Origin of the sequence: Luteimonas sp. BLCC-B24, assembly GCF_028550595.1 — a bacterium.
Lineage (GTDB): Bacteria > Pseudomonadota > Gammaproteobacteria > Xanthomonadales > Xanthomonadaceae > Luteimonas.
Genome location: NZ_JAQQGN010000001.1, coordinates 520,941 through 543,241 on the forward strand (window position 1 = coordinate 520,941; position 22,301 = coordinate 543,241).

Annotated in this window: 17 protein-coding genes and 1 tRNA gene; 5 read left to right on the forward strand and 13 right to left on the reverse strand. The window is 69.1% G+C overall.

The genetic code is table 11. The features are described 5' to 3' along the window. Positions 1-28: 28 nt before the first annotated feature. Positions 29-688 carry a thiopurine S-methyltransferase gene (locus PQS31_RS02610; RefSeq protein ID WP_272761113.1) on the forward strand — a complete coding sequence of 220 codons (660 nt, stop codon included), beginning with the start codon at positions 29-31 and terminating at the stop codon, positions 686-688. A 271-nt stretch (positions 689-959) separates the two neighbouring features. Here PQS31_RS02610 and bfr read toward each other — a convergent pair whose 3' ends face one another. Then, the gene (gene bfr, locus PQS31_RS02615) at positions 960-1,454 is read right to left on the reverse strand and encodes a bacterioferritin (RefSeq protein ID WP_272761114.1); all 495 of its coding nucleotides are present in this window, start codon (positions 1,452-1,454) and stop codon (positions 960-962) included. A 171-nt stretch (positions 1,455-1,625) separates the two neighbouring features. Here bfr and PQS31_RS02620 point away from each other — a divergent pair, with 171 nt between their 5' ends. Both PQS31_RS02620 and PQS31_RS02625 read left to right on the forward strand, forming a co-directional pair. Continuing rightward, the gene (locus tag PQS31_RS02620; RefSeq protein ID WP_272761115.1) at positions 1,626-2,975 is read left to right on the forward strand and encodes an Hsp70 family protein; all 1,350 of its coding nucleotides are present in this window, start codon (positions 1,626-1,628) and stop codon (positions 2,973-2,975) included. Between the two features lie 171 nt (positions 2,976-3,146). After that, positions 3,147-5,696, forward strand: a complete 2,550-nt coding sequence (locus PQS31_RS02625; RefSeq protein ID WP_272761116.1) for a penicillin acylase family protein — start codon at positions 3,147-3,149, stop codon at positions 5,694-5,696. A gap of 7 nt (positions 5,697-5,703) precedes the next feature. On the opposite strand, the gene PQS31_RS02630 is transcribed toward PQS31_RS02625, so the two are convergent. Next, complete coding sequence (locus PQS31_RS02630; protein WP_272761117.1) at positions 5,704-6,312, reverse strand: alpha-ketoglutarate-dependent dioxygenase AlkB; 609 nt, start codon at positions 6,310-6,312, stop codon at positions 5,704-5,706. Positions 6,313-6,447: 135 nt separating this feature from the next. Between PQS31_RS02630 and PQS31_RS02635 the strand changes: the two genes are divergently transcribed. Continuing rightward, positions 6,448-7,230 carry an arylamine N-acetyltransferase gene (locus PQS31_RS02635; protein WP_272761118.1) on the forward strand — a complete coding sequence of 261 codons (783 nt, stop codon included), beginning with the start codon at positions 6,448-6,450 and terminating at the stop codon, positions 7,228-7,230. 24 nt (positions 7,231-7,254) lie between these two features. Here PQS31_RS02635 and fabV read toward each other — a convergent pair whose 3' ends face one another. Further along, the gene (gene fabV, locus PQS31_RS02640; protein ID WP_272761119.1) at positions 7,255-8,466 is read right to left on the reverse strand and encodes an enoyl-ACP reductase FabV; all 1,212 of its coding nucleotides are present in this window, start codon (positions 8,464-8,466) and stop codon (positions 7,255-7,257) included. 154 nt (positions 8,467-8,620) lie between these two features. On the opposite strand from fabV, the gene PQS31_RS02645 reads away from it, so the two are divergent. Continuing rightward, positions 8,621-9,169 (forward strand): cytochrome b/b6 domain-containing protein, encoded by a 549-nt coding sequence (locus PQS31_RS02645; RefSeq protein WP_272761120.1) that lies wholly within the window; start codon positions 8,621-8,623, stop codon positions 9,167-9,169. 140 nt (positions 9,170-9,309) lie between these two features. Here the strand turns inward: PQS31_RS02645 and asnB are convergent, their stop codons facing one another. The 10 genes from asnB to PQS31_RS02695 form a co-directional block, all read right to left on the reverse strand. Further along, complete coding sequence (gene asnB, locus PQS31_RS02650; RefSeq protein WP_272761121.1) at positions 9,310-11,013, reverse strand: asparagine synthase B; 1,704 nt, start codon at positions 11,011-11,013, stop codon at positions 9,310-9,312. A 311-nt stretch (positions 11,014-11,324) separates the two neighbouring features. Then, a complete protein-coding gene (gene dctA / locus PQS31_RS02655; RefSeq protein WP_272761122.1) occupies positions 11,325-12,728 on the reverse strand; it encodes a C4-dicarboxylate transporter DctA in 1,404 nt (467 codons plus the stop codon). A 155-nt stretch (positions 12,729-12,883) separates the two neighbouring features. After that, positions 12,884-14,992, reverse strand: a complete 2,109-nt coding sequence (gene pnp / locus PQS31_RS02660) for a polyribonucleotide nucleotidyltransferase (protein WP_272761123.1) — start codon at positions 14,990-14,992, stop codon at positions 12,884-12,886. A 120-nt stretch (positions 14,993-15,112) separates the two neighbouring features. After that, positions 15,113-15,379: a 30S ribosomal protein S15 gene (rpsO, locus tag PQS31_RS02665; protein ID WP_096210031.1), complete on the reverse strand. Its 267-nt coding sequence runs from the start codon at positions 15,377-15,379 to the stop codon at positions 15,113-15,115. Between the two features lie 155 nt (positions 15,380-15,534). Then, positions 15,535-16,578, reverse strand: a complete 1,044-nt coding sequence (gene truB, locus PQS31_RS02670; RefSeq protein ID WP_272761124.1) for a tRNA pseudouridine(55) synthase TruB — start codon at positions 16,576-16,578, stop codon at positions 15,535-15,537. Continuing rightward, positions 16,553-16,912 (reverse strand): 30S ribosome-binding factor RbfA, encoded by a 360-nt coding sequence (rbfA, locus tag PQS31_RS02675; RefSeq protein WP_272761125.1) that lies wholly within the window; start codon positions 16,910-16,912, stop codon positions 16,553-16,555. The genes truB and rbfA overlap by 26 nt, the downstream gene beginning before the upstream one ends. A 118-nt stretch (positions 16,913-17,030) precedes the next feature. Beyond that, the gene (infB, locus tag PQS31_RS02680; protein WP_272761126.1) at positions 17,031-19,631 is read right to left on the reverse strand and encodes a translation initiation factor IF-2; all 2,601 of its coding nucleotides are present in this window, start codon (positions 19,629-19,631) and stop codon (positions 17,031-17,033) included. Between the two features lie 152 nt (positions 19,632-19,783). Next, positions 19,784-21,295 (reverse strand): transcription termination factor NusA, encoded by a 1,512-nt coding sequence (gene nusA, locus PQS31_RS02685; protein ID WP_272761127.1) that lies wholly within the window; start codon positions 21,293-21,295, stop codon positions 19,784-19,786. A gap of 8 nt (positions 21,296-21,303) precedes the next feature. Further along, positions 21,304-22,101 carry a ribosome maturation factor RimP gene (gene rimP, locus PQS31_RS02690; RefSeq protein WP_272761128.1) on the reverse strand — a complete coding sequence of 266 codons (798 nt, stop codon included), beginning with the start codon at positions 22,099-22,101 and terminating at the stop codon, positions 21,304-21,306. A gap of 59 nt (positions 22,102-22,160) precedes the next feature. Next, positions 22,161-22,237, reverse strand: a tRNA-Met gene (locus tag PQS31_RS02695). Between the last annotated feature and the right edge of the window lie 64 nt (positions 22,238-22,301).

Below are 22,301 nucleotides of genomic sequence, written 5' to 3' on the forward strand. Positions count from 1 at the left end.
ATCTTCGTCTCAGCGACAGGAGTTCCCCATGCAGCCCGAGTTCTGGCACGAGCGCTGGTCGAGCCACCGCATCGGCTTCCACCGCGATGCCCCGCTGCCGCTGCTGGTGAAACACTGGCCGGCGCTCGATCTGGCGCCGACCACCCGGGTGTTCGTACCGCTCAGCGGCAAGTCGCTCGACATGGTGTGGCTGGCCGAACGGGGGCACCGTGTGCTCGGTGTCGAACTGTCGGAACTGGCGGTGCGCCAGTTCTTCGACGAGCGCGGCCTGGTGCCGGACGTGCACACGACGGCGGCGGGTACGCACCACGCCGCCGGCCCGTACGAACTGATCGTCGGTGATGCGTTCGCACTCCACGCGTCGGTTCTCGCCGACTGCGCGGCCGTCTATGACCGTGCGGCACTGATCGCCCTGCCGCCGGACCTGCGACACACGTACGCGGCCACGGCCTGGCGTCGCCTGCCGGCGGCGTGCCGCGGGCTGCTGGTGACGCTGGAGTATCCGCAGCCGCAGAAGAACGGTCCGCCGTTCTCGGTCGATGCCGACGAGGTGCATGCACGGCTCGACACGGACTGGCGGATCGACGAGATCGAGCGACGCGACATCCTGGCCGATGAGCCGGGCTTCGTGGCCGAGGGCGTCACCGCACTGTCGACGGTGGTGTACCGGGTCGAGCGGCGGAGCTGAGGACGCGGTGGCCCGCGCCTCCCCCTGCCGGCGGAGCCGGACGAGTGCCGTGTCCCAGGCACGCAACCTCACCCGGCCGCCATCCCCGCGAGAGCGGGGTCCCGCGACTCAGATCATTAACCGTAGAGGCACTGGATCCCGCCTTCGCGGAATCACGAGTTCAAGCGCCTCGGTTAGGACACCGCGCATCAGGCTCGCGGGAAAGACTCGAAACAGAACGCCCGCGGCAAGTGCGGGCGTTCCTGGTCGCGGGGCTCGACAGCATCGGCCGTCACACTCCCGCGTGTGTCCCGTCCGCATCGCCCATCCGGCTCTGCTGGTAGTTCTCCAGACCGACCATCCGGATCAGCCGCAGCTGTTTCTCGAGCCACCGGGTATGGTCTTCCTCGGTGTCGGCCAGCTGGGTCACCAGCACATCGCGGCTGACGTAATCGCCGTGTTCTTCGCACAGCGCGATGCCCTTGGCGAGGTGATCGCGGACCAGGTACTCGAGGTCGAGATCCTTGCGCAGCATCTCCTCGACGGTGCGCCCAGGCTCGAACGCATCCGGGCGCATGTCCGGGTCGCCTTCCAGGAACAGGATGCGCCGCAGCAGCGCATCGGCATGCTGGGTTTCCTCTTCCATCTCGTGATTGATGCGCGCATACAGCTGGTGCAGGCCCAGATCCTCGTAGCGGCGCGAGTGGATGAAATACTGGTCGCGCGCCGCGAGTTCCCCGCGCAGCAGGAACTTCAGATATTCGACGACTTCGGGATGGCCCTTCATGACGGCACTCGTGCAGCGTGGACGGGGTGCAGTCTAGCGGGCACCGGGTGAGGATGATCGGATGCGAATAGATGCATTTCGCATTCTCAGCCGCCCACGTGCGCGCGGCCGCCGGCCTGCAGCGCGGGCGGCTTCGGCGTAGACTCGCCGGCCTTTACGCCTGTCGCCCTCATGAAGATCGGCATCGATTTCGGCACCAGCTACTCCGCCGCCGCGGCGCGCATCGACGATGACCTGGTGCACATCCGGTTCGACGGACAGCCGCAGTTCCGCACGGCCGTGTTCTTTCCCACCACCCTGCCCGACCTCGACGATTTCGCGCTCGACGCGGCCATGGAGGCCGAGGTCGAGGCGCTGGTGCGCAGCCTGCGCAGCGCCGGCGGTGCACCGCGGCCGACCGCGCAGCTGCGCCGCGATGCGATCCGCATCGTGCGCCGACAGTGGCTGGAAGCCCGGATGCGCGAGGCCGAGAGTTCGGCCGCCGACCTGCAGCACGCGGTCTTCGGCGAAGCGGCCATCGAGAGTTATCTGCTCGAAGGCAGCGGCAACCTGGTGCAGTCGCCGAAGTCGATGCTGGGGTTCAACCTGCATCCGCGCGCGAAGGAGACCATCACCGGCATCGCCGCACACATCCTCGAGCACATCCGTCTCACCGCCAGCCAGCAGCTCGGTGTCACGGTGCGCGCGGCGACGCTGGGGCGACCGGTGCGCTTCCGCAGCTCGATGGGCGAGGCCGGCGGCGAACAGGCGCTGGCCCTGCTGCGCGAGGCGGCGGCGCAGGCCGGCTTCGATTCGATCGAGTTTCTCGAGGAGCCCGCCGCGGCGGCCCTGCACTACCACGCCGAAAGTCCGCAGCGGCACACCACGCTGGTCGTCGACATCGGCGGCGGCACCACCGACATCGCCCTGGCCGACGTCGGCGGTGATGCGGCGCCGCGCGTGCGCCGCGCCTGGGGCGTCGCCAATGGCGGCACCGATGTCGACCTCGCGCTGAGCATGGCCCAGGTGATGCCGCTGTTCGGCAAAGGCGCAAGCCGCATCCCCGTGCACCACTTCGTCGAGGCCGCGACCGTGCAGGACATGCCGCGCCAGCGCGACTTCCACAAGCGCGACTTCGGCCACGTCGACGCGCCGTTCGGCCCGCGTCTGCAGGCGCTGCAGCGCGATGGCGGCACGACGCGCCTGTACCGCGGCGTCGAAGGCATGAAGGTGCGGCTGAGCGAAGACGAGACCGCCGGGCATGCGCTCGATTACGTCGAGCCAGGTCTGCGGGTCGACGCCACGCGCGCCGACCTCGAAGCGGCGAGCGCGCGCTTTCTCGACACGATCGGCGGCCTGCTCGACGACGTGCGCAACGATCTCGACGCGCCGCCCGACAGCCTGTTCCTGACCGGCGGCATGTCCGGCGCGCCCTATGTGCAGGCGGCGGCGCAGGCGCGCTTCCCGACGGCGCGCATCGTGCGCGGGGATCCGTCGCTGGGCGTGGTCTCCGGGCTCGCGGCACACGCGCGCAACGCCTGACCCGCGGCGCGCCGGTGACGCGACGCCGGCGCGATATCCGTCGATCCGCGGGCGATGTGCGCCGCCGGCGCAACCGTCACACGAGCGCACACCTGCGACGCGTCGAGCTGTCGCCGTGGTCGTGGAATACTCACCCGACGCCGCACGAACGCAGCGGCGCGGGGACCTGTGATGCGCAGATGGACGCCGAGGGTGCTGCTCGCCCTGCTCGTGCTGATCGTTCTCGCCGTGCTGACGGCCTGGTGGCTGCTGCGCGGCAGCCTGCCCACGCTCGACGGCGAGGTCGCGTTGCCGGGACTGTCCGCTCCGGTGACGGTCACACGCGACGCGGCGGGCGTGGTCACCATCGACGCCCGGAGCGAGGCCGATGCCGCCCGTGCGCTCGGGTATGTGCATGCGCAGGAGCGCTACTTCGAAATGGACCTGATGCGCCGCGTGCCGGCCGGTGAACTGTCGGCCCTGTTCGGCGCGCGCGCGCTCGAGGCCGATCGTCGCAACCGGCTCCACCGCATGCGCGCCCGGGTCGACGCGCAGCTGGACACGATGGCCGGCGACCGCATGCCGCAGCTCCAGGCCTACACCGAGGGCGTCAACGCCGGCCTCGCCGCGTTGCGGGTGCGGCCGTGGCCCTATCTGCTCCTGCGCCAGCGTCCAGCGCCGTGGACGACCGCGGATTCGGCGCTGACGGGATTCGCGATGTACTTCGACCTGCAGGACGCCCGCAACCGCACCGAACACGCACTCGACACCGCGCGGGCGCATCTGCCGCCCGCCCTGTTCGCGCTGCTCACCCACGACGGCAGCGACTGGGACGCGCCCCTGTTCGGAGCGGCGCGCGGCGACGCGATGCTGCCGGGCGCATCGGCGGTGGACCTGCGCGTGCTGCCCACGCCGGACATGGGCAGCGGCCGGACACCGGCCTCGGACATCGCGGCGCGCGCCGCGCCGGGCGTGGTCGACGCGGTCGCGCGAGGCGCGCGCCCGGCATCGCCGTCGATGCACGACGCCACCGATGCCGGGCGGGCCGCACGCGACCTGCGCGCGGGCAGCAACAATTTCGCGGTCTCCGGTGCGCTCACCGCCGACGGCCGCGCCCTCGTCGCCGACGACATGCATCTGGGTCTGCGTGTGCCCAATATCTGGTTCCGCGCGCGTCTGCGCTATCCCGATGCGCGCGCGCCGGACGGACGCGTCGACGTCACCGGCTTCACCCTGCCCGGCCTGCCGGCGGTCATCGTCGGCAGCACCGGCCGCGTGGCCTGGGGCTTCACCAACAGTTATGGCGATTACCTCGACTGGCAACGCCTGCGGCCATGCGCGCCGGATGCTCCGGCGGAGCCGGGCTGTACACCGGTGGTGCGCCACGTGGAGCACATCGGCATCGCCGGCGAGGCGCCGGTGGCGCTCGAGGTCGACGAGACCGACTGGGGCCCGATCGTTCACCGCGAGGACGACGGCCGGGCGCTGGCGCTGCGCTGGGTGGCGCACCTGCCCGGCGCGCTGAACTTCGCACTCGGCGATTTCGTGTACGCACGCGATCTGGACGCCGCGTTGGCAATCGCGGACCGCACCGCCACACCGACGCAGAACCTGGTCATCGGCGACGCCCGGGGGCGCATCGCCTGGCGTCTGCTCGGGCCGATCCCGCTGCGCGAGCCGGGTTGCGACGGCGCCGCCGTGTCGCAGGCCCCCGGCCCGGACGACCCCGCCGGCACCGCCGACGGCGCCGCGCCGGTCAATGTCTGTGCGCCCTGGTCGATCGCCACGGATGTCTCGCCGCAGCGGAGTTCGCCCGACACCGACCGCCTCTGGACGGCCAACAGCCGGGTCGTGGATGGCGCGGACTTCGCCCGCATCGGCGACGGCGGCGCCGCGCTCGGCACGCGCGCACGGCAGATCCGCGACGTGCTCGAGGCCGGCGCGCGGTTCACCGAGGCCGACCTGCTCGCACTGCAGCTGGACGACCGCGCCCTGTTGATGACGCGCTGGTGGCAGCTGCTGCGCGAGCGCGCGCCGCCCGGCGGCGACAGCGCCCTGCGCGCCCTCGCGGACGCCGCCGCGGACTGGTCGGGGCGCGCCGACGTCGATTCGGTCAGCTACCGCCTCGTGCGCGCCTGGCGCCTGGCGGTGCACGAACGCATCGCCGACGGCCTGCTGGCACCGGCGCGCGCCGCCGCCGGCGACGGCTTCGACATGCCGGCGCTGCCGCAGCTGGAGGGCGTCGTCTGGCCACTGCTGCAGCAACGGCCCGCGCATCTGCTTCCGCGCCGCTTCGCCTGCCGCGAGGGCGGCGCCTGCGACGCCGGTGCGGCCGGCTGGGAGGCCTTGCTGGAAGACGCGGCCGCTCAGGTCCGCGACGAGCTCGCCGCCGCCGGTCCACTGGCCGAACGTCGCTGGGGCGAGCGCAACACCGCGGCGATCTGCCACCCGCTGGCCTCGGCGCTGCCGGGACTCGTGCGCCGCCGGCTGTGCATGCCGGCCGAGCCGCTGCCCGGCGACAGCATGATGCCGCGGGTGCAGGGGCCCGACTTCGGCGCCTCGCAGCGCATGGTCGTCGCGCCGGGCCACGAGGCCGACGGCATCGCGCACATGCCCGGCGGCCAGAGCGGTCATCCGCTGTCGCCGTACTGGGGCGCGGGCCACGCCGACTGGGCGCAGGGCCGGGCGTCTCCGTTCCTGCCGCAGACGACGGCGCACACGCTGCGGCTGCAGCCGCGCTGAGTCGGGCTCAGGGCGTGTCGGCGCGGTCCTCGTCGACCGCCGTCGGTGCCCGGACACGGAACACCACGCTGATCCGCGGCCCGACGGCGCGTGCGGTCTTGGGAATGCCGTGCAGGTGGGTGCGCTGGGAGGCGTGGCTCATCACCAGCAGGCTGCCCGGCGCGAGATCGATCGCGTGCGCCTTGGCGCCCTCGGCCTTTTCGCGCAGCAGCATGCGCCGCGGCGCGCCCAGCGACAGCAGGGCGAGCGGCTGACCGGGGGCGAGCGTGCGCAGGGTGTCGCCGTGCATGGCCACGCTGTCCTGACCGTCGCGATAGAGATTCAGACCGACGCCCGTATACGGGGCCGGCGCGCGCGTCTGCACCTGCGCGAGCATCGCGGCCAGCGGCAGATGCTCCGGCAGGGCGTCGACACGGTAGGCGGCGAGCAGGCGCGGCACGTCGACCACGCGGTCGTACATCGGACGCTGCTGCGATTGCCAGCGCACGCCGTCGCGCAGCGCATTGAACCAGGCCTCCGCGGTCGGCGGGTCGACCACGGCGGGCCAGTAGCGCACGCCGCCTTCCGCATCGTCGATCAGGCACTGGGGGATGTTCTCGGGAGGAAACAGATCCATGGGCGGCATCGGGGCATCCGGACCCGCGTTCTAGCCCATCGCGGTCGCACGCCACGCGACGACGACGTGCGCGGCACGCACGGGCGCCTTCGTCGCCCCGCTATAGTCCCGTCCGACGCCAGACGGGACCGTGCCATGCGCGATACGGATGTGGACCGCTACCTCGAACGGCTGCAGCTGGCAGCCCCGCGCGTTGCCGACGCCGATGCACTCGTCCGCCTGCAGCATGCGCACCTTCTGAACGTGCCGTTCGAGAATCTCTCGATCCACTGGGCCGAGCCGATGGCGCTTTCGGTCGACCACGGCTTCCGCAAGATCGTCGACGCGCGTCGCGGCGGCTTCTGCTACGAATGCAACGGCCTGTTCGCCGCGCTTCTGCAGGCCCTCGGATTTCCCACCACCCTGCTGTCTGCACGGGTGGTGCGCAGCGACGGCAGCCTGGGCCCGGAGTTCGACCACCTGGTGCTGCTGGTGGCGCTCGAAACGCCGTGGCTGGTGGACGTCGGCTTCGGACACTCGTTCCGCACACCGATGCCGCTGGTCGACGGCCGCGTGCAGCCCGAACCCGGCGGTGATCACCGGCTCGTGCACGCCGATGGCCGCTGGATCCTCGAAGGCGGGACATCCGAAGGCGCCTGGAGCGCCCGCTTCACGTTCGAAACCACGCCCAGACGCCTCGAGGCGTTCCGGGGCATGTTCGAATTCCACCGCGATTCGCCCGACTCGCATTTCCACAGGGCGCCGCTGGCCACGATCGCCACCGCCGGGGGCCGCACCACGCTCAGCGGTCGACGCCTGATCCGCACCACCCTGGACGGGCATCGTGCGGAGGAGGATGTGGCAGAGGACGACGTGCCCCCCGTGCTCGCCCGCGAGTTCGGCATCGTGCGCGGCCGCCAGTCGTCACCGGCACGCTGAGCGCCGGCGACGGCCGCGGTGTGCTCAGTCGCGAAGTTCGATCACGTCGAATTCGACGACCGGGTCGACATCCGCGTCGTAATCCACGTCATCGCGTTCGAAGCCGAACAGCTTGAGGAACTCGTGCTTGTAGCCGGCGTAGTCGGTCAGCGCGAAGAGGTTCTCGGTGGTGACCTGCGGCCACAGGGCCTTGCACTGCGCCTGCACGTCGTCGCGCAGTTCCCAGTCGTCGAGACGCAGGCGGTGCTCGTCGTCGACCTCGGGCGCGGCGCCGTCGGCGCGATACATCCGCTCGCGGAACAGCCGGTCGAGCTGGTCGAGCGTGCCCTCGTGCAGACCCGCTTCCTTCATCACCTTGAAGGCGATCGCGATGTACAGCGGCAGCACCGGAATCGCCGCGCTGGCCTGGGTGACGACCGACTTGAGCACGGCCACGTTCGCACTGCCGCCGCTCTCGGCCAGCTGTGCATCGAGCCGGCGCGCGGTCGCGTCGAGGTCGGCCTTGGCCTTGCCCAGCGCACCGTGCCAGTAGATCGGCCAGGTGATCTCGGTGCCGATGTAGCTGAAGGCCACGGTCTTCGCGCCGTCGGCCAGCACGCCGGCCTCGCGCAGCGCATCGATCCACAGCTGCCAGTCCTGGCCGCCCATCACGGTCACGGTGTCGGCGATCTCCTGCTCGGTCGCCGGCTCGATCGTGGCCTCGATGATCTGGTCCTTGTTGGTGTCGATCGCAGTCGAGGTGTAGGCCTCGCCGATCGGCTTGAGCGCCGAGCGCACCACGTCACCCGAACCGGGCAACTTGCGCACGGGCGAGGCCAGGGAATAGACGACGAGATCGACCTGCCCGCCCATCTCGGTTTTGATCAGTTCGATCGCCTGCGCACGCGCTTCATCGGAAAACGCATCGCCGTTGATCGAACGGCTGTAGAGACCGGCCTGCTTGGCGTACTTGTCGAAGGCCGCGGCGTTGTACCAGCCGGCGGTGCCGGGCTTCTTCTCGGTGCCGGGCTTCTCGAAGAACACGCCCAGCGTGTCGGCACCGAAACCGAAGGCCGCACTGATGCGCGCGGCGAGGCCGTAGCCGCTCGACGCGCCGATCACCAGCACCTTCTTCGGACCGTCGCCACGCACGCCGCGCGCGCGCGTCGCCGCGATCTGGTCGCGCACGTTGTGGTCGCAACCGGTCGGATGCGTGGTGGTGCAGATGAAGCCGCGGACCTTGGGATGGATGATCACTGTGCTGCCCGTGTGTCTGGAAACGTGGCGTCCAGTTTACGGGCTGGTGTCGCCGCGGTCCCGTACGGGGGCCGATGGTCCCCGCCGCCACGCGTTTGACAGCGCGCGGACCGCCGGCTGAACTGTGGGCCCTGTTTTCGCCCGGATGTCGCCGATGCCGTCACGCTGGACCGACTCGCCTGCACGCTACGGCCTGGTCACGCGCATGCTGCACTGGGGCATGGCGGCGCTGTTCGCCTGGCAGTTCACCGGCATGGCGGTGAAGCTGACGCTGGGCCGGCACCCGCTGACCGCGTTCCTGGTCGGCACGCACAAGCCGGTCGGTACGTTGCTGACGCTGGCGATCCTGCTGCGCGGCGCCTGGGGCCTGTCGCAGTGGCGCCATCGTCCGCTGCATCCGCGCACCGTCGTCGGCCGCCTGGCCGGCCTGGGCCATGCACTGCTCTATGCGCTGATGGCCTACATCCCCACCGTCGCCCTGCTGCGCGAATACGGCAGCGGACGCGGCTTCGCGCCCTGGGGCGTGCCGTTGTTTCCGCAGACCGGCGAACAGATCGCCTGGATGATGGCGCCTGCCAACCTGTCCCACGGTGTGCTGGCGTGGACCCTGCTCGCCCTGATCGCCGGACACGTCGTGATGGTCGTACTGCATCACGTGGTCTGGCGCGATGCGACGCTCGCGCGGATGGCCGGACGGCTCTGACCACCGGGTGCCCGTGCAGGGGCGCGCGGGCGCGAAGGCTTCAACTGCAGGCCACTTCGCACCGGCGCGCGCACGCCCGGGACATGGCGCTTGGGCGCGCAACCGCGCCACGCACGGGCGCACCGGCGACTGCCGCGCCGCTAGGCCGCGGCGTGATGCACCCCGGTCACCGCGCGTCCCGATGGATCGGCGGCACAGGCGAACGCCGCGTCCCAGGCGATCGCGGCAGGTGACGAACAGGCGATCGACTTGCCGCCCGGCACCGTGGCTGCGGCTGCCGGCGAGGGGAACAACCGCTCGAAGAGACTGCGGTAGTAGTACGCCTCCTTGGTCTGCGGCGGGTTGTGCGGAAACCGGCTCGCCGCGGCCGCAAGTTCGCGATCGCTGACCTGGCCGTCCGCGTGTGCCTTGAGCCCGTCGATCCAGCCATAGCCGACGCCGTCGCTGAACTGCTCCTTCTGCCGCCACAGGATCTCATCGGGCAGATGGCCGTCGAACGCGGCGCGCAGCACGCCCTTCTCCATGCGCTGGTAGCCGTCACTGCCGCGATGGACCATCTTGTGCGCGGCGTCGATGCGCATCGCCACGTCGAGAAACTCGCGGTCGAGGAACGGCACCCGTGGCTCGACGCCCCAGGCCATCATCGACTTGTTCGCACGCAGGCAGTCGTAGGTGTGCAGTGCATCGAGCTTGCGCACGAGTTCCTCGTGGAACTGCCGCGCATCCGGCGCCTTGTGGAAGTACAGGTAGCCGCCGAAGATCTCGTCGCTGCCCTCGCCCGACAGCACCATCTTCACGCCCATCGCCTTGATCCGGCGCGCGAGCAGGAACATCGGCGTCGACGCGCGGATCGTGGTCACGTCGAAGGTCTCGACGTGGCGGATCACGTCGGGAATCGCATCGAGGCCTTCCTCGAAGGTGTATTCGAAACCGTGATGCACGGTGCCCAGCGATTCGGCGGCGATCGCGGCGGCCGCGAGATCGGGTGAGCCCTTCAGGCCGATCGCGAACGAATGCAGACGCGGCCACCAGGCTTCGGTCCGGCCGCCGTCCTCGACGCGATGCCGTGCGTAACGCGCGGCGACGGCGGCGACCAGCGAGGAATCGAGGCCACCCGACAGCAGCACGCCGTAAGGCACGTCGGTCATCAACTGGCGATGCACGGCGGCCTCGAACGCCGCGCGCACGTCGTCGAGTGTGACCTCGACGCCGTCGACCGCGTCGTAGTCGCGCCACGGCCGACGGTAGTACTGCGTCAGCGTGCCGGTCGCCGTGTCGTACCAGTGACCGGGCGGAAACTGCGCGACATCGGCACACGTGTCGGCCAGCGCCTTCATCTCGGAAGCCACACGCAGCCGGCCCTCGCGGTCGTGGCCCCAGTAGAGCGGCACCACGCCGATGGGGTCGCGCGCGATGATCGCGCGGCCCGCGGTGCGGTCCCACAGTGCGAACGCGAAGATGCCGTTGAGGCGTTCGAGGAAGGCGGAGGGCCCGCTGCCGTCGGCCTCGTGTTCGCGGTACAGCGCATTGACGACCTCGCAGTCCGATGCGGTCTGGAACGCATAGGGCATGCGCAGCTCGCCCTTGATCGCCTGGTGGTTGTAGATCTCGCCGTTGACCGCCAGCACCAGCGCGCCGTCCTCGGACAGCAGCGGCTGCGAACCGCCCGCCGGATCGACGATCGCCAGACGCTCGTGCACGAGGATCGCGCGGTCGTCGACGAAAACGCCGCTCCAGTCCGGGCCGCGATGGCGCTGGCGCTGGGAGCACTCAAGCGCCTGCCGGCGCAGGGCGATGGCGTCGTCACCGGCTTGCAGGCCGAAGATGCCGAAGATTGAACACATGATGGGGCTCCTGGGTGATGGGATGTCGCGGATGAGGAGCCGGATGCGGGCCACAAAAAAACCCGCATCGCGGCCGATGCGGGTTGTGTGTCGGGTGCCTGCGCCCTGTTGCGTTACTGCTGCGCCCGCTCCAACACCCGCATCGACCGCGCACGATTATTCGTGCGCAGTGCGTTACGGTTGCGATTGTTGGCGGTGATGCGGGGCATGGGCTGCAACCTAAAGGCTCTGCGGCGACCGCGCAACGGTTGCGTTCGCAACCGCCGCCGCAACAGGTTCAACGGGTGATGCACCGGCAAGCGGCCATCGGCTCACCTGACCGGCAGTGCGTCGACCGGCGGTGCGGCGGCGGCCTCCGCTTCGGCCAGCAGACGATCGGGGTCGACGAGCCGCGGATTGTCCAGCACCTCGGCGAGGCGCGCGCGATCCAGCTGCCCCGTCCAGCGGGCGACGACCAGTGTGCCGATGCCGTTGCCGGTGAGATTGGTCAGCGCACGGCCCTCGGACATGAAGCGGTCGATGCCGACGATCAAGGCGATGCCGGCCAGCGGGATCACGCTTTCGAACGCCGCCAGGGACGCTGCCAGGGTTACCAGACCCGCGCCCGAAACGCCGGCCGCGCCGTTCGACGAGATCAGCATGAACACCAGCAGCGCGATCTGCGTGCCGAGCGGCACGTCGATGCCGAAGGCCTGGGCGATGAAGATCGCGCCCATCGTCATGTAGATCGCGGTGCCGTCGAGGTTGAACGAGTACCCGGTGGGAATGGTCAGACCGACGACCGATTTCGGCACACCGGCCGCCTCGAGTTTCGCCAGCATGCGTGGCAACACGGTCTCCGACGACGAGGTGCCCAGCACGATCAACAGCTCGTCGCGGATCATGCGGATGTACTTGAAGATGCTGAAACCCGACCACCAGCAGATCGGCCCGAGCACCAGAAACAGGAACAGCAGGCAGGTCACCCAGAAGCTGAGCATGAAGTAGCCCAGCGAGCCGAGGATCGCGCTGCCGTACTCGCCGATGGTGAAGGCCATGCCGCCCATCGCGCCCAGCGGCGCGAACCACATGACGATCTTGATCACGCCGAACATCACCTGGGCGATCGTGTCGAGCGCGGCGACCGCCGGCTTGCCGCGCTCGCCCAGCATCGTGATCGCGCAGGCGACCAGGATCGCCATCACCAGCACCTGGATCAGCTGGCCTTCCACGAACGCGCCGAAGAACGAACCGGGCACCAGGTGCAGCAGAAATCCCGTGATGCCCTCGCCCGCGGCGGCGCCCGCGCTGCTCAGCGTGCCTTCGGCGGCCGAGGCGTTGAACGTGGCGAGATCCAGCCCGAGCCTGCGCCCGGGCCCCAGCAGGTTGATCACCACCAGACCGATGCCCAGCGCGAACACCGTGGTGATGTTGAAGTAGAGAACGGTCTTGAGTGCCAGGCCGCCGGCCTTGGCCAGATTGCCGAGTCCGGCGATGCCGACCGCGACGGTGGCGAAGATGGTCGGCGCGATGACCACCTTGACCAGCTTGATGAAGAGATCGGCCAGCCATTTCATCTGCGCGCCGACCTCCGGCGCAGCGAGGCCGATCGTGATGCCGGCGGCGATGCCGATGAGCACCCAGACGTACAGGTGATGCCAGAGGCGCTTGCGCTCGCGCGCGGGCCCGGGGGTCGGGGCTTTGACGGCGTTCGGAGTGGAAGAATCGGTGTGCATGCGGCCACGCTGCCAGAGGAGCGGCGTTTGCAGAATCACACCATGTGACTAGCCCGCCCAGTCAGGTTTGGAGGACGAATCCCGCTTCGCGCGGTGGCCGAACGAAAACGGGCCGCTTGCGCGGCCCGTTCCGGTGTCACGTGCGACGTCGGCGATCACTCGGCCGGCGTGCCCTCGCCTTCGGCGACGGCCTTCATCGACAGGCGGATGCGGCCCTGCTTGTCGACTTCCAGCACCTTGACCTTGACCACGTCGCCTTCCTTGAGCACGTCGCCGACCTTCTCGACGCGCTCGTTGGAAATCTGCGACACGTGGACCAGGCCGTCCTTGCCGGGGGAGATCGTCACGAATGCACCGAAGTCCATCAGCTTGACGACCTTGCCCTCGTAGATGCGGCCCGGCTCGACGTCGGAGGTGATCTGCTCGATGCGCGACTTCGCGGCCTGGCCGGCAGCGCCGTTGACCGACGCAATCGTGATCGTGCCGTCGTCCTGGATGTCGATCTGGGTGCCGGTCTCCTTGGTGATCGCCTGGATGACCGAACCGCCCTTGCCGATCACTTCGCGGATCTTGTCGGGGTGGATCTTGATCGTGATCAGGCGCGGCGCGAACTCGCTGAGTTCCGAACGCGGCGTGGTCAGCGCGCTGCTCATCTCGTTGAGGATGTGCAGGCGGCCCTGCTTGGCCTGGGCCAGCGCGACGCGCATGATTTCCTCGGTGATGCCCTGGATCTTGATGTCCATCTGCAGCGCCGAGATGCCGTTCGTGGTACCGGCGACCTTGAAGTCCATGTCGCCGAGGTGATCTTCGTCACCCAGGATGTCCGACAGCACGACGAACTCGTCGCCTTCCTTCACCAGACCCATCGCGATGCCGGCGACCGGTGCCTTGATCGGCACGCCCGCGTCCATCAGCGCCAGCGAGGAACCGCAGACCGAGGCCATCGACGAGGAGCCGTTCGACTCGGTGATCTCCGACACGACGCGGATCGTGTACGGGAACTCTTCCATCGTCGGCATCACGGCCAGCACGCCGCGCTTGGCGAGGCGCCCGTGGCCGATTTCGCGGCGCTTCGGACCCATCATGCGACCGGCTTCGCCGACCGAGTACGGGGGGAAGTTGTAGTGGAACAGGAAGTGCTCCTTGTACTCGCCGGCGACCGAATCGATGATCTGGCCGTCGCGGGCGGTGCCCAGCGTGACCGCGACGATGGCCTGGGTTTCGCCGCGGGTGAACAGCGAGGAGCCGTGGACGCGCGGCAGGATGCCGACCTTCGAGGTGATCGGACGCACGGTGTCGAGCGCGCGGCCGTCGATGCGCACCTTGGTCTTGAGGACCGAGTTGCGCATGGTCTGGTATTCCTGCTCGCCGAATTCCTTCGACAGCTCGCTGCTCGACCAGGCATTGGCCTCCGCGTGCGGCTGCAGGGCTTCGAGGATCGCCTTCTTGACCTTGGAGATCGCGTCCTTGCGCTCGAGCTTGTCACGCACCTGGAAGGCGCCGGCGAGCTGCTCGCCGATCGCGCTGCGCAGCGTGGAGATCAGGCCTTCGTTGGCGGCCGGCGCGGTCCACTCCCACTTCGGCTTGCCGGCCTCGGCGACAAGGGCGTTGATCGTCTCGATCGCGACCTGCATCTGCTTGTGGCCGAACATCACCGCGCCCAGCATCACCTCTTCCGACAGTTCGCGGGCTTCGGATTCGACCATCAGCACGGCATTCGCGGTGCCGGCGACGACGAGCTCGAGGTCCGAATCCTTCAGCTCGGTCACGGTCGGGTTCAGCAGGTACTGGCCGTCCTTGTAGCCGACCTTGGCGGCGCCGATCGGGCCGTCGAACGGCGCGCCCGAGAGCGACAGCGCGGCCGAGGCACCGATCAGGGCGAGGATGTCGCCGTCGATCTCGGGGTTCATCGACATCACGGTGGCGATGATCTGGACTTCGTTGCGGAAGCCGTCCGGGAACAGCGGGCGGATCGGACGGTCGATCAGGCGCGAGGTCAGCGTTTCCTTCTCGGTGGCGCGACCTTCACGCTTGAAGAAGCCGCCCGGGATGCGGCCGCCGGCGTAGAACTTCTCCTGGTAGTCCACGGTCAGGGGGAAGAAATCCTGCCCTTCGCGTGCGGTCTTGTTGGCCACCGCGGTGACCAGCACCTGGGTGCCCTCGCACGACACCATGACGGCACCGCCGGCCTGGCGCGCGATCTCGCCGGTCTCGAGCGTCACCGTGTGGTTACCGAACTGGAAGCTCTTTGTCACTTTCGCCACGTTGAATTCCTTGATGTCTCTTGCGATGAACCGGTGCGGAACCCATGCCCCGACCGGGCGGACGCTGCCACGCCCTAAAAAGAACCGCGGCGCATTTCTGCGCCGCGGTGGGTGTCAGTCTTAGCGACGCAGGCCGAGCTTCTCGATCAGGGCCTTGTAGCGGTCCGCATCCTTCCGGTGCAGATAGTCGAGCAGGCTGCGACGACGGTTGACCATCATCAGCAGGCCACGACGGCTGTGGTGGTCCTTCTTGTGCGTCTTGAAGTGTTCGGTCAGGTGCACGATGCGTGCGGTCAGCAGGGCGACCTGGACTTCCGGGGAGCCGGTGTCGTTTTCGCCGCGCTTGTGGTCTTCGATGATCTTGCTGTTGTCGATCGTGCTGGTCATTTCGGTTCTCTTGACGCGCGTCCCGCAGAAGACCGCGACCTGTCGTATCAACCGTCGCGTACCGCCCGGACCGCCTGTGGATTGGAGTTGCGTGTGCCTGGAAAAAAGGCGGCGAAAGTGTACCGCTTGCCCGGGTGCCGGACAAGGCGGGCCATTCAGACTTGCGCGGCCCCCGCGCGCCGGAACATGCGTTGCGGTCCCAGACGCCCCTCGGCCGTGACCCGGCCCAGCCCCTCGGCGAGACCGCCCGGACCGAAGATCGCGACCTCGCCCGTCGGGGTGAACGGCCCCGGCACGTCCTGGCCGTTCTGCAGCCGGGCCGCCTGCCGCGCGTCGACGTGCACCGCCGGCCAGGCCAGCATGCCGGCCTCGATGTCGAGCAGGCAGGCGTCGAGCCCACGCTCGCTGCGCGCGGCCAGGGCCTGCAGGTCCTCGAGCGTCCACATGCGCGGGTCCCGGAACGGGTCCACCCACAGCCGGCGCAGCTCGGCCACGTGCGCGCCGCAGCCCAGAAGCTCCCCGAGGTCGCGCACCAGGCTGCGGACGTAGGTGCCCGAGCCGCATTCGACGTGCAGGCGCAGCTGCGGCGCGCCGCCCGGTTCGAGCACGCCGTCGAGCAGGTCGGCGGCCGACTGCAGCTCGAAGGCGTGCACGTCCACCGGACGGGTCTCGACCTCGACGGGTTCGCCGCGCCGGGCCTTGGCGTACAGCGGCTCGCCGCCGCGCTTGAGCGCGGAATAGATCGGCGGACGCTGCGAAATGCGGCCGACGAGCTGCGACAGAGCGGCGTCGAGCGTCTCGAGGGTGAGCGCCGGCACCGGCCGCTCGCGCAGCACCTCGCCGTCCGCATCGTCGGTATCGGTCACCTGCCCCAGGCGGGCGACGGTGGTGTAGGCCTTGCGGGCGCCGAGCAGACCGCCGGCGATCTTGGTCGCCTCGCCGAAGCACACCGGCAGCAGGCCGGTGGCGAGTGGATCCAGGCTGCCGGTATGGCCGCCCTTCTCGGCGCGGAACAGGTGTCGCACACGCTGCAGCGCCTGGTTCGAACTCATGCCGCGCGGCTTGTCGAGCAGCAGGATGCCGTCGAGCTTGCGTAACTGCGTGCGCGGGCGGTCCGACTGCCGGCGTCTGGCACGCGCGCGCGGCGGTACCGCGCCGGAGGACGCGCCGTCGTCAGTCGGCGGAGGCGTCGCCGACATCGCGCAACAGGTGGTCGATGCGCTCGCCGCGGTCGACGGAATCGTCGTAGTGGAAATGCAGTTCCGGCACGTGGCGCAGCTTGACCGCGCGTGCGAGGCGGAAGCGGATCTCGTGCGCGACGGCCTTCAGGCCCTTGACGGCTTCGGCCGAACGCTCGGACTGCAGCGCGGTCACGAAGACCTTGGCGTGGGCCATGTCGCGGGTGACCTCGACGTCGGACACGCTGACCGACGGCAGGCCGTGTTCGGACACCGCCTCGCGCACGAGCGTGCCGAGCTCGCGGCGGAGCTGGGCGGAGACGCGGTCGGTGCGGTGGAAGGATTTGGTGGGCACGTGATTGGTGATTCGTAATGAGTGATTCGAGGGTGCCTTCCGATCAAGCGATTCGTCTCGGTGCCGTGACCCGCTCTCACGAATCACGAATCACCGATCCACGAATCACCGCGGACGCTTACAGCGTCCGCTGCACCTCGATACGCTCGAAGCATTCGATCTGGTCGCCGGCCTTGACGTCGTTGTAGGCCTTCACGCCGATGCCGCACTCGGTGCCGTTGCGCACTTCGTCGACGTTCTCCTTGAAGCGGCGCAGCGATTCCAGCTCGCCTTCGAACACCACGGTGTTGTCGCGCAGCACACGGATCGGCTTGGAGCGCTTGACCACGCCCTCGACGACCATACAGCCGGCGACGGCGCCGAACTTGGAGCTGCGGAACACGTCGCGGACCTGGGCGATGCCGATGATCTCCTCGCGGATCTCCATGCCCAGGATGCCGGAGGCGACCTGCTTGACCTGGTCGATCACGTCGTAGATCACCGAGAAGTAGCGCAGGTCGAGCGCGCTGTTCTCGATCACCTTGCGTGCCGACGCGTCGGCACGCACGTTGAAGCCGATGATCGTCGCCTTCGCCGCGGCTGCCGAGTTGGCGTCCGATTCGGTGATGCCGCCGACGCCGGCCACGATGATGTTGATCCGGATCTGCTCGTTCGACAGCGCGGTCAGGGCCTGACGCAGCGCCTCCACCGAACCCTGCACGTCGGCCTTGATGACCAGGTTGAGCGACAGCTGCTGCTCGGCCTGACCCATCTGCGCCATGATGTCTTCCATGCGGTTGCCCGCGGCCTGCACCAGACGCGTCTCGCGACGCTTGGTCTCGCGCTGCTGGGCGACTTCCTTGGCCAGACGCTCGTCGGCGACGACGACGAAATCGTCGCCCGCCTCCGGCACGCCGGACAAGCCGAGCACCTGCACGGGAATCGACGGGCCCGCCGACTGCACCTGCTGACCGGTCTCGTCGAACAGCGCACGCACGCGGCCGTACTGGATGCCGCAGACCAGATAGTCACCGCGCGCCAGCAGGCCCTGCTGGACCAGCACGGTCGCGACCGGGCCGCGGCCCTTGTCGAGCGAGGACTCGATGACCGTACCGCTGGCGCGGCCTTCCGCGACGGCGCGCAGTTCCAGCACTTCGGACTGCAGCGAGATCGCATCGAGCAGATCGTCGACGCCGTCACCGGTCTTGGCCGAGAGCTCCACCACCTGGGTGTCGCCACCGAAATCCTCGGCGACCACGTCGTGCTCGAGCAGTTCGTTCTTGACGCGCGACGGATCGGCGCCGGACTTGTCGATCTTGTTGATCGCGACGATCAGCGGCACCTTGGCCGCCTTCGCATGCTGGATCGCTTCGGCCGTCTGCGGCATCACGCCGTCGTCGGCCGCGACCACCAGCACCACGATGTCGGTGAGCTTGGCGCCGCGCGCGCGCATCGAGGTGAAGGCCGCGTGGCCCGGGGTGTCGAGGAAGCTGATGACGCCCTTGTCGGTCTCGACGTGATACGCGCCGATGTGCTGGGTGATGCCACCGGCTTCGCCCGAGGCCACCTTGGTGCGGCGGATGTAGTCGAGCAACGAGGTCTTGCCGTGGTCGACATGACCCATGATCGTGACCACGGGCGGACGGACGACCTGCTCGCCCTGGGCCTCGCCCACGTGCGCGATCAGCTCGCTCTCGGCGTCATCGGCGTCGGCGCGCACCGCGGTGTGGCCCAGTTCCTCGACGACGAGCACCGCGGTGTCGTGATCGATCGACTGGGTGATGGTCGCCATGACGCCCATCTTGAACAGCGCCTTGACCACGTCGCCGCCCTTCATCGCCAGCTTCTGGGCGAGATCGGCCACGGTGATCGCATCACCGATCGCGACCTCGCGCAGCACCGGCGCCGTGGGGCGCTCGAAGCCGTGGGGGCCGCCGCCGCTGCGCGACGGCGCGCTGCCGCGACGCTGCGGGCCGCGCACGGGCTTGCCGCGCGTGCTGCTGCGACGCGCACGGTCGGACGCGCTCAGATGCAGCTGGCCGGCGAAACGTGCGGTGCTGTCGTCGTCCTCGACGCCGGCCACCATCGCGTGCGAACCCCGATTGGCCTTGGGCTTGGCCGCAGCGGCGCCGCGGTCGTCGGCGCGTGCCGCCGCCGGCGGCTTGTGGCCGTGGCCATGGCCCGGCGTGCGACGCACGGCGGCCGGGTCGGCCTCGTCGGGCACAACCACCGCCGCCGCAGCCGCCTGACGCAGCCGCTCGGCTTCGGCCTCGGCGTCGAGACGACGCTGCTCGGCCTCGTCGGCCCGGCGCTTGTCTTCCTCCGCCAGCCGCTGCTGTTCGGACAGGTTCTTCTGCCGCGATTCCTCGAGCTTGCGCAGGATCTCGGCGCGCTCGGCATCGGGGTCCACCGCCGCGCCTTCGACCGGGCGGCTGAGCGTGACCTTCTTGCGCACGACCACGTCGACCGTCTGGCGGTTCTTGCCGCCGCCGACCGTCAGCTCCTGCTTGCGGCTGCGGTTGAGGGTGATCTTCTTGGGCGCGGCGATTTCCTCGACCGGCGCATCGCTCTTGCCGTGCGCGCGCTTGAGGAATCCGAGCAGCTTCAGCTTTTCCGCGCTCGTGACGACCTGATCGGGATCGCTGAACTGCATGCCCGCCTCGGACAGCTGCTCAAGCAGTTTCTCGACCGGCGTATTCACCAGTGCGGCCAGCTTGCGGATGGTGGTTTGTTGCGACATTCGTGATTCCGATTCCTTGCGCGCCGCCGCGAAGTGCGGGGCGCAGTGGATTTGTCATTCTACCGCTGCATGGGATTCGTTCCGGCGTGGATCGTCATCCGTGGCGGGCGGCCGCGTCGATGCCGGTGCGTCGCACCGGCCCCGCGGACCCGTCAGCCTTCCCGCTCCAGGCGCGCGATCTCTTCGGCACGTGCGGCCAGGATCAGCGCGGCGGCGCGGGCTTCGTCGAGCCCTTCGATACCGAACTCCATCACCTCGTCGGCACCCAGGTCGGACAGATCCTCGCTGGTGCGCACGCCGTGCGAGGCCAGCGCGAACGCGGTCTCGTCGTCCATGCCCTCGAGTTCGAGCAGATCCTGGGTCGGCGCGTGCTCGTCGGCTTCCTCTTCGACCGCGAGCGCGTCGTTGAGCAGCGCGTCGCGGGCGCGGGAACGCAGTTCCTCGACGATGTCCTCGTCGAAGCCCTCGACCGCCAGCAGTTCGCCGACCGGCACATAGGCGATTTCCTCGACCGTGCCGAAGCCCTCGGTGACCAGGATGCCGGCGATTTCCTCGTCGACCTCCAGCTTGTCCATGAACAGCTGGCGCGCGGCGGCCTGCTCGGCTTCCGACTTGGCGGTGACCTGGTCCTGGGTCATCACGTTGAGCTGCCAGCCTGCCAGGCGGCTGGCCAGGCGCACGTTCTGGCCGCCCTTGCCGATCGCCTGGGCGAGCTTGTCCTCGGCCACCGCCAGGTCCATCGAGTGCTTGTCCTCGTCGACGACGATCGACTGCACCTCGGCCGGCGCCATCGCGTTGATGACGAACTGCGCCGGATTGTCCGACCACAGCACGATGTCGACGCGTTCACCGTTGAGCTCGTTGCTCACCGCCTGCACGCGCGAGCCGCGCATGCCGATGCAGGCGCCGATGGGATCGGTGCGGGTGTCGTAGGCGACCACGGCGATCTTGGCGCGATCGCCCGGATCGCGCGCGCAGGCCTTGATCTCGACCAGGCCCTGGCCGACTTCCGGCACTTCGAGCTTGAACAGCTCCATCATGAACTCGGGGGCGGCGCGGCTGATGAACAGCTGCGGCCCGCGGGGCTCGCTGCGCACGTCGTACAGATAGCCGCGGATGCGGTCACCGGCGCGCACGACGTCGCGCGGAATCGCCTTGTCCTTCTGGATCAGCGCCTCGGCGTTGCCGCCGAGATCGACGTAGACGTTGCCGCGCTCCACGCGCTTGACCACGCCGGTCACCAGCTCGCCGACGCGGTCCTTCCACGCATCGACCACCTGCTGGCGCTCGGCCTCGCGCACGCGCTGCACGATGACCTGCTTGGCGGCCTGGGCGGCGATGCGGCCGAAGTCGACGTTCTCGATCTGCTCTTCGATGTAATCGCCGATCTCGACGCCGTCGGCTTCCTCGACCGCGTCCATCATCCGGATCTGCCGGTCGGGCGATTCCATGACGACGTCGTCGGCCACCACTTCCCAGCGGCGGAACGTCTCGTAGCTGCCGTCCTTCGGGTCGATCGCGACGCGGGTCAGCACGTCCTGCTCGGCGTAACGCTTCTTCGCGGCCGTGGCCAGCGCGGCCTCGATGGCCTCGAGGATCACGGACTCCGGCACGCCCTTCTCGTTGGCGACCGCATCGACGACCAGCAACAGTTCCTTGCTCATCTTTTCATTCACTCCGCACCGGCCGACGGATCGTCGGACCGCTTGTTGTCACGTGGTGTGTGGTTGGCCTTGCGGGACGCGCCGGTGGCGCGGCCGTTCTCTTTCTTGTCCTTCGACGGCGCCAGCCCGAGGGCGGCCCAGTCGGGCACGATGCGGGCCTTGTCGATGTTGTCGACCTGCGCGACGAACGGCGTGCCGTCGAGATCGAAGGTCACCGACTCGCCATCGACCGAGACGATGCGTGCGGTCAGGCGACGACGTCCCTCCTGCGGCAGCTTCAGGCCGACCTTGACGGTCTCGCCGGTGAAGCGCGCGAACTGGGCCGGGCCGAACAGCGGACGGTCGACGCCCGGCGAGGAGACTTCCAGCGTGTAGTTGCCGCTGATCGGGTCCTCGACGTCGAGTTGCGCCGAAACCTCGCGGCTGACCGCTTCGCAATGCTCGATCGTCACGCCCTGCGGGGTGCCGGCCTCGATCGCCGCCGCGTCATGACCCGCGGGCACGTCGATGTACAGGCGCACCACCGCGCCGCCCGGCGCGGGCAGGTACTCGATGCCCAGCAACTCGAGCCCGAGGGCCTCGACCGTCGGCGCGAGCAGTTCCGTCAGTTGTGTCGCCTTGTCCGCCACCTGGTTCCTCGTCCATTGCGTGTCCGGTATCGCGCGTGGTCGACCCCGCCGCGCGGGGTCACCGCCCTGCCCGAAGGCCCGGCGTTCTCCGATCGTGGAAAACGACAAAGGGCCCGATGGGCCCCTTGTCCGATACCACTGGATGTCGGCGCCGAAGCGAAGCAGGAGCTTCGGCAAAGCCCAGACTTTCCGCAACGGAACGCCTTGTGGGCGCTCCGTGGATACCGCGAAAAATATGGTAGCGGGGGCAGGATTTGAACCTGCGACCTTCGGGTTATGAGCCCGACGAGCTGCCAGACTGCTCCACCCCGCATCAGAAGCGGAATTATGAAGATTTCTCTTCGATGATGCAAGCGGTTCGGGCGATTCCGCATCCC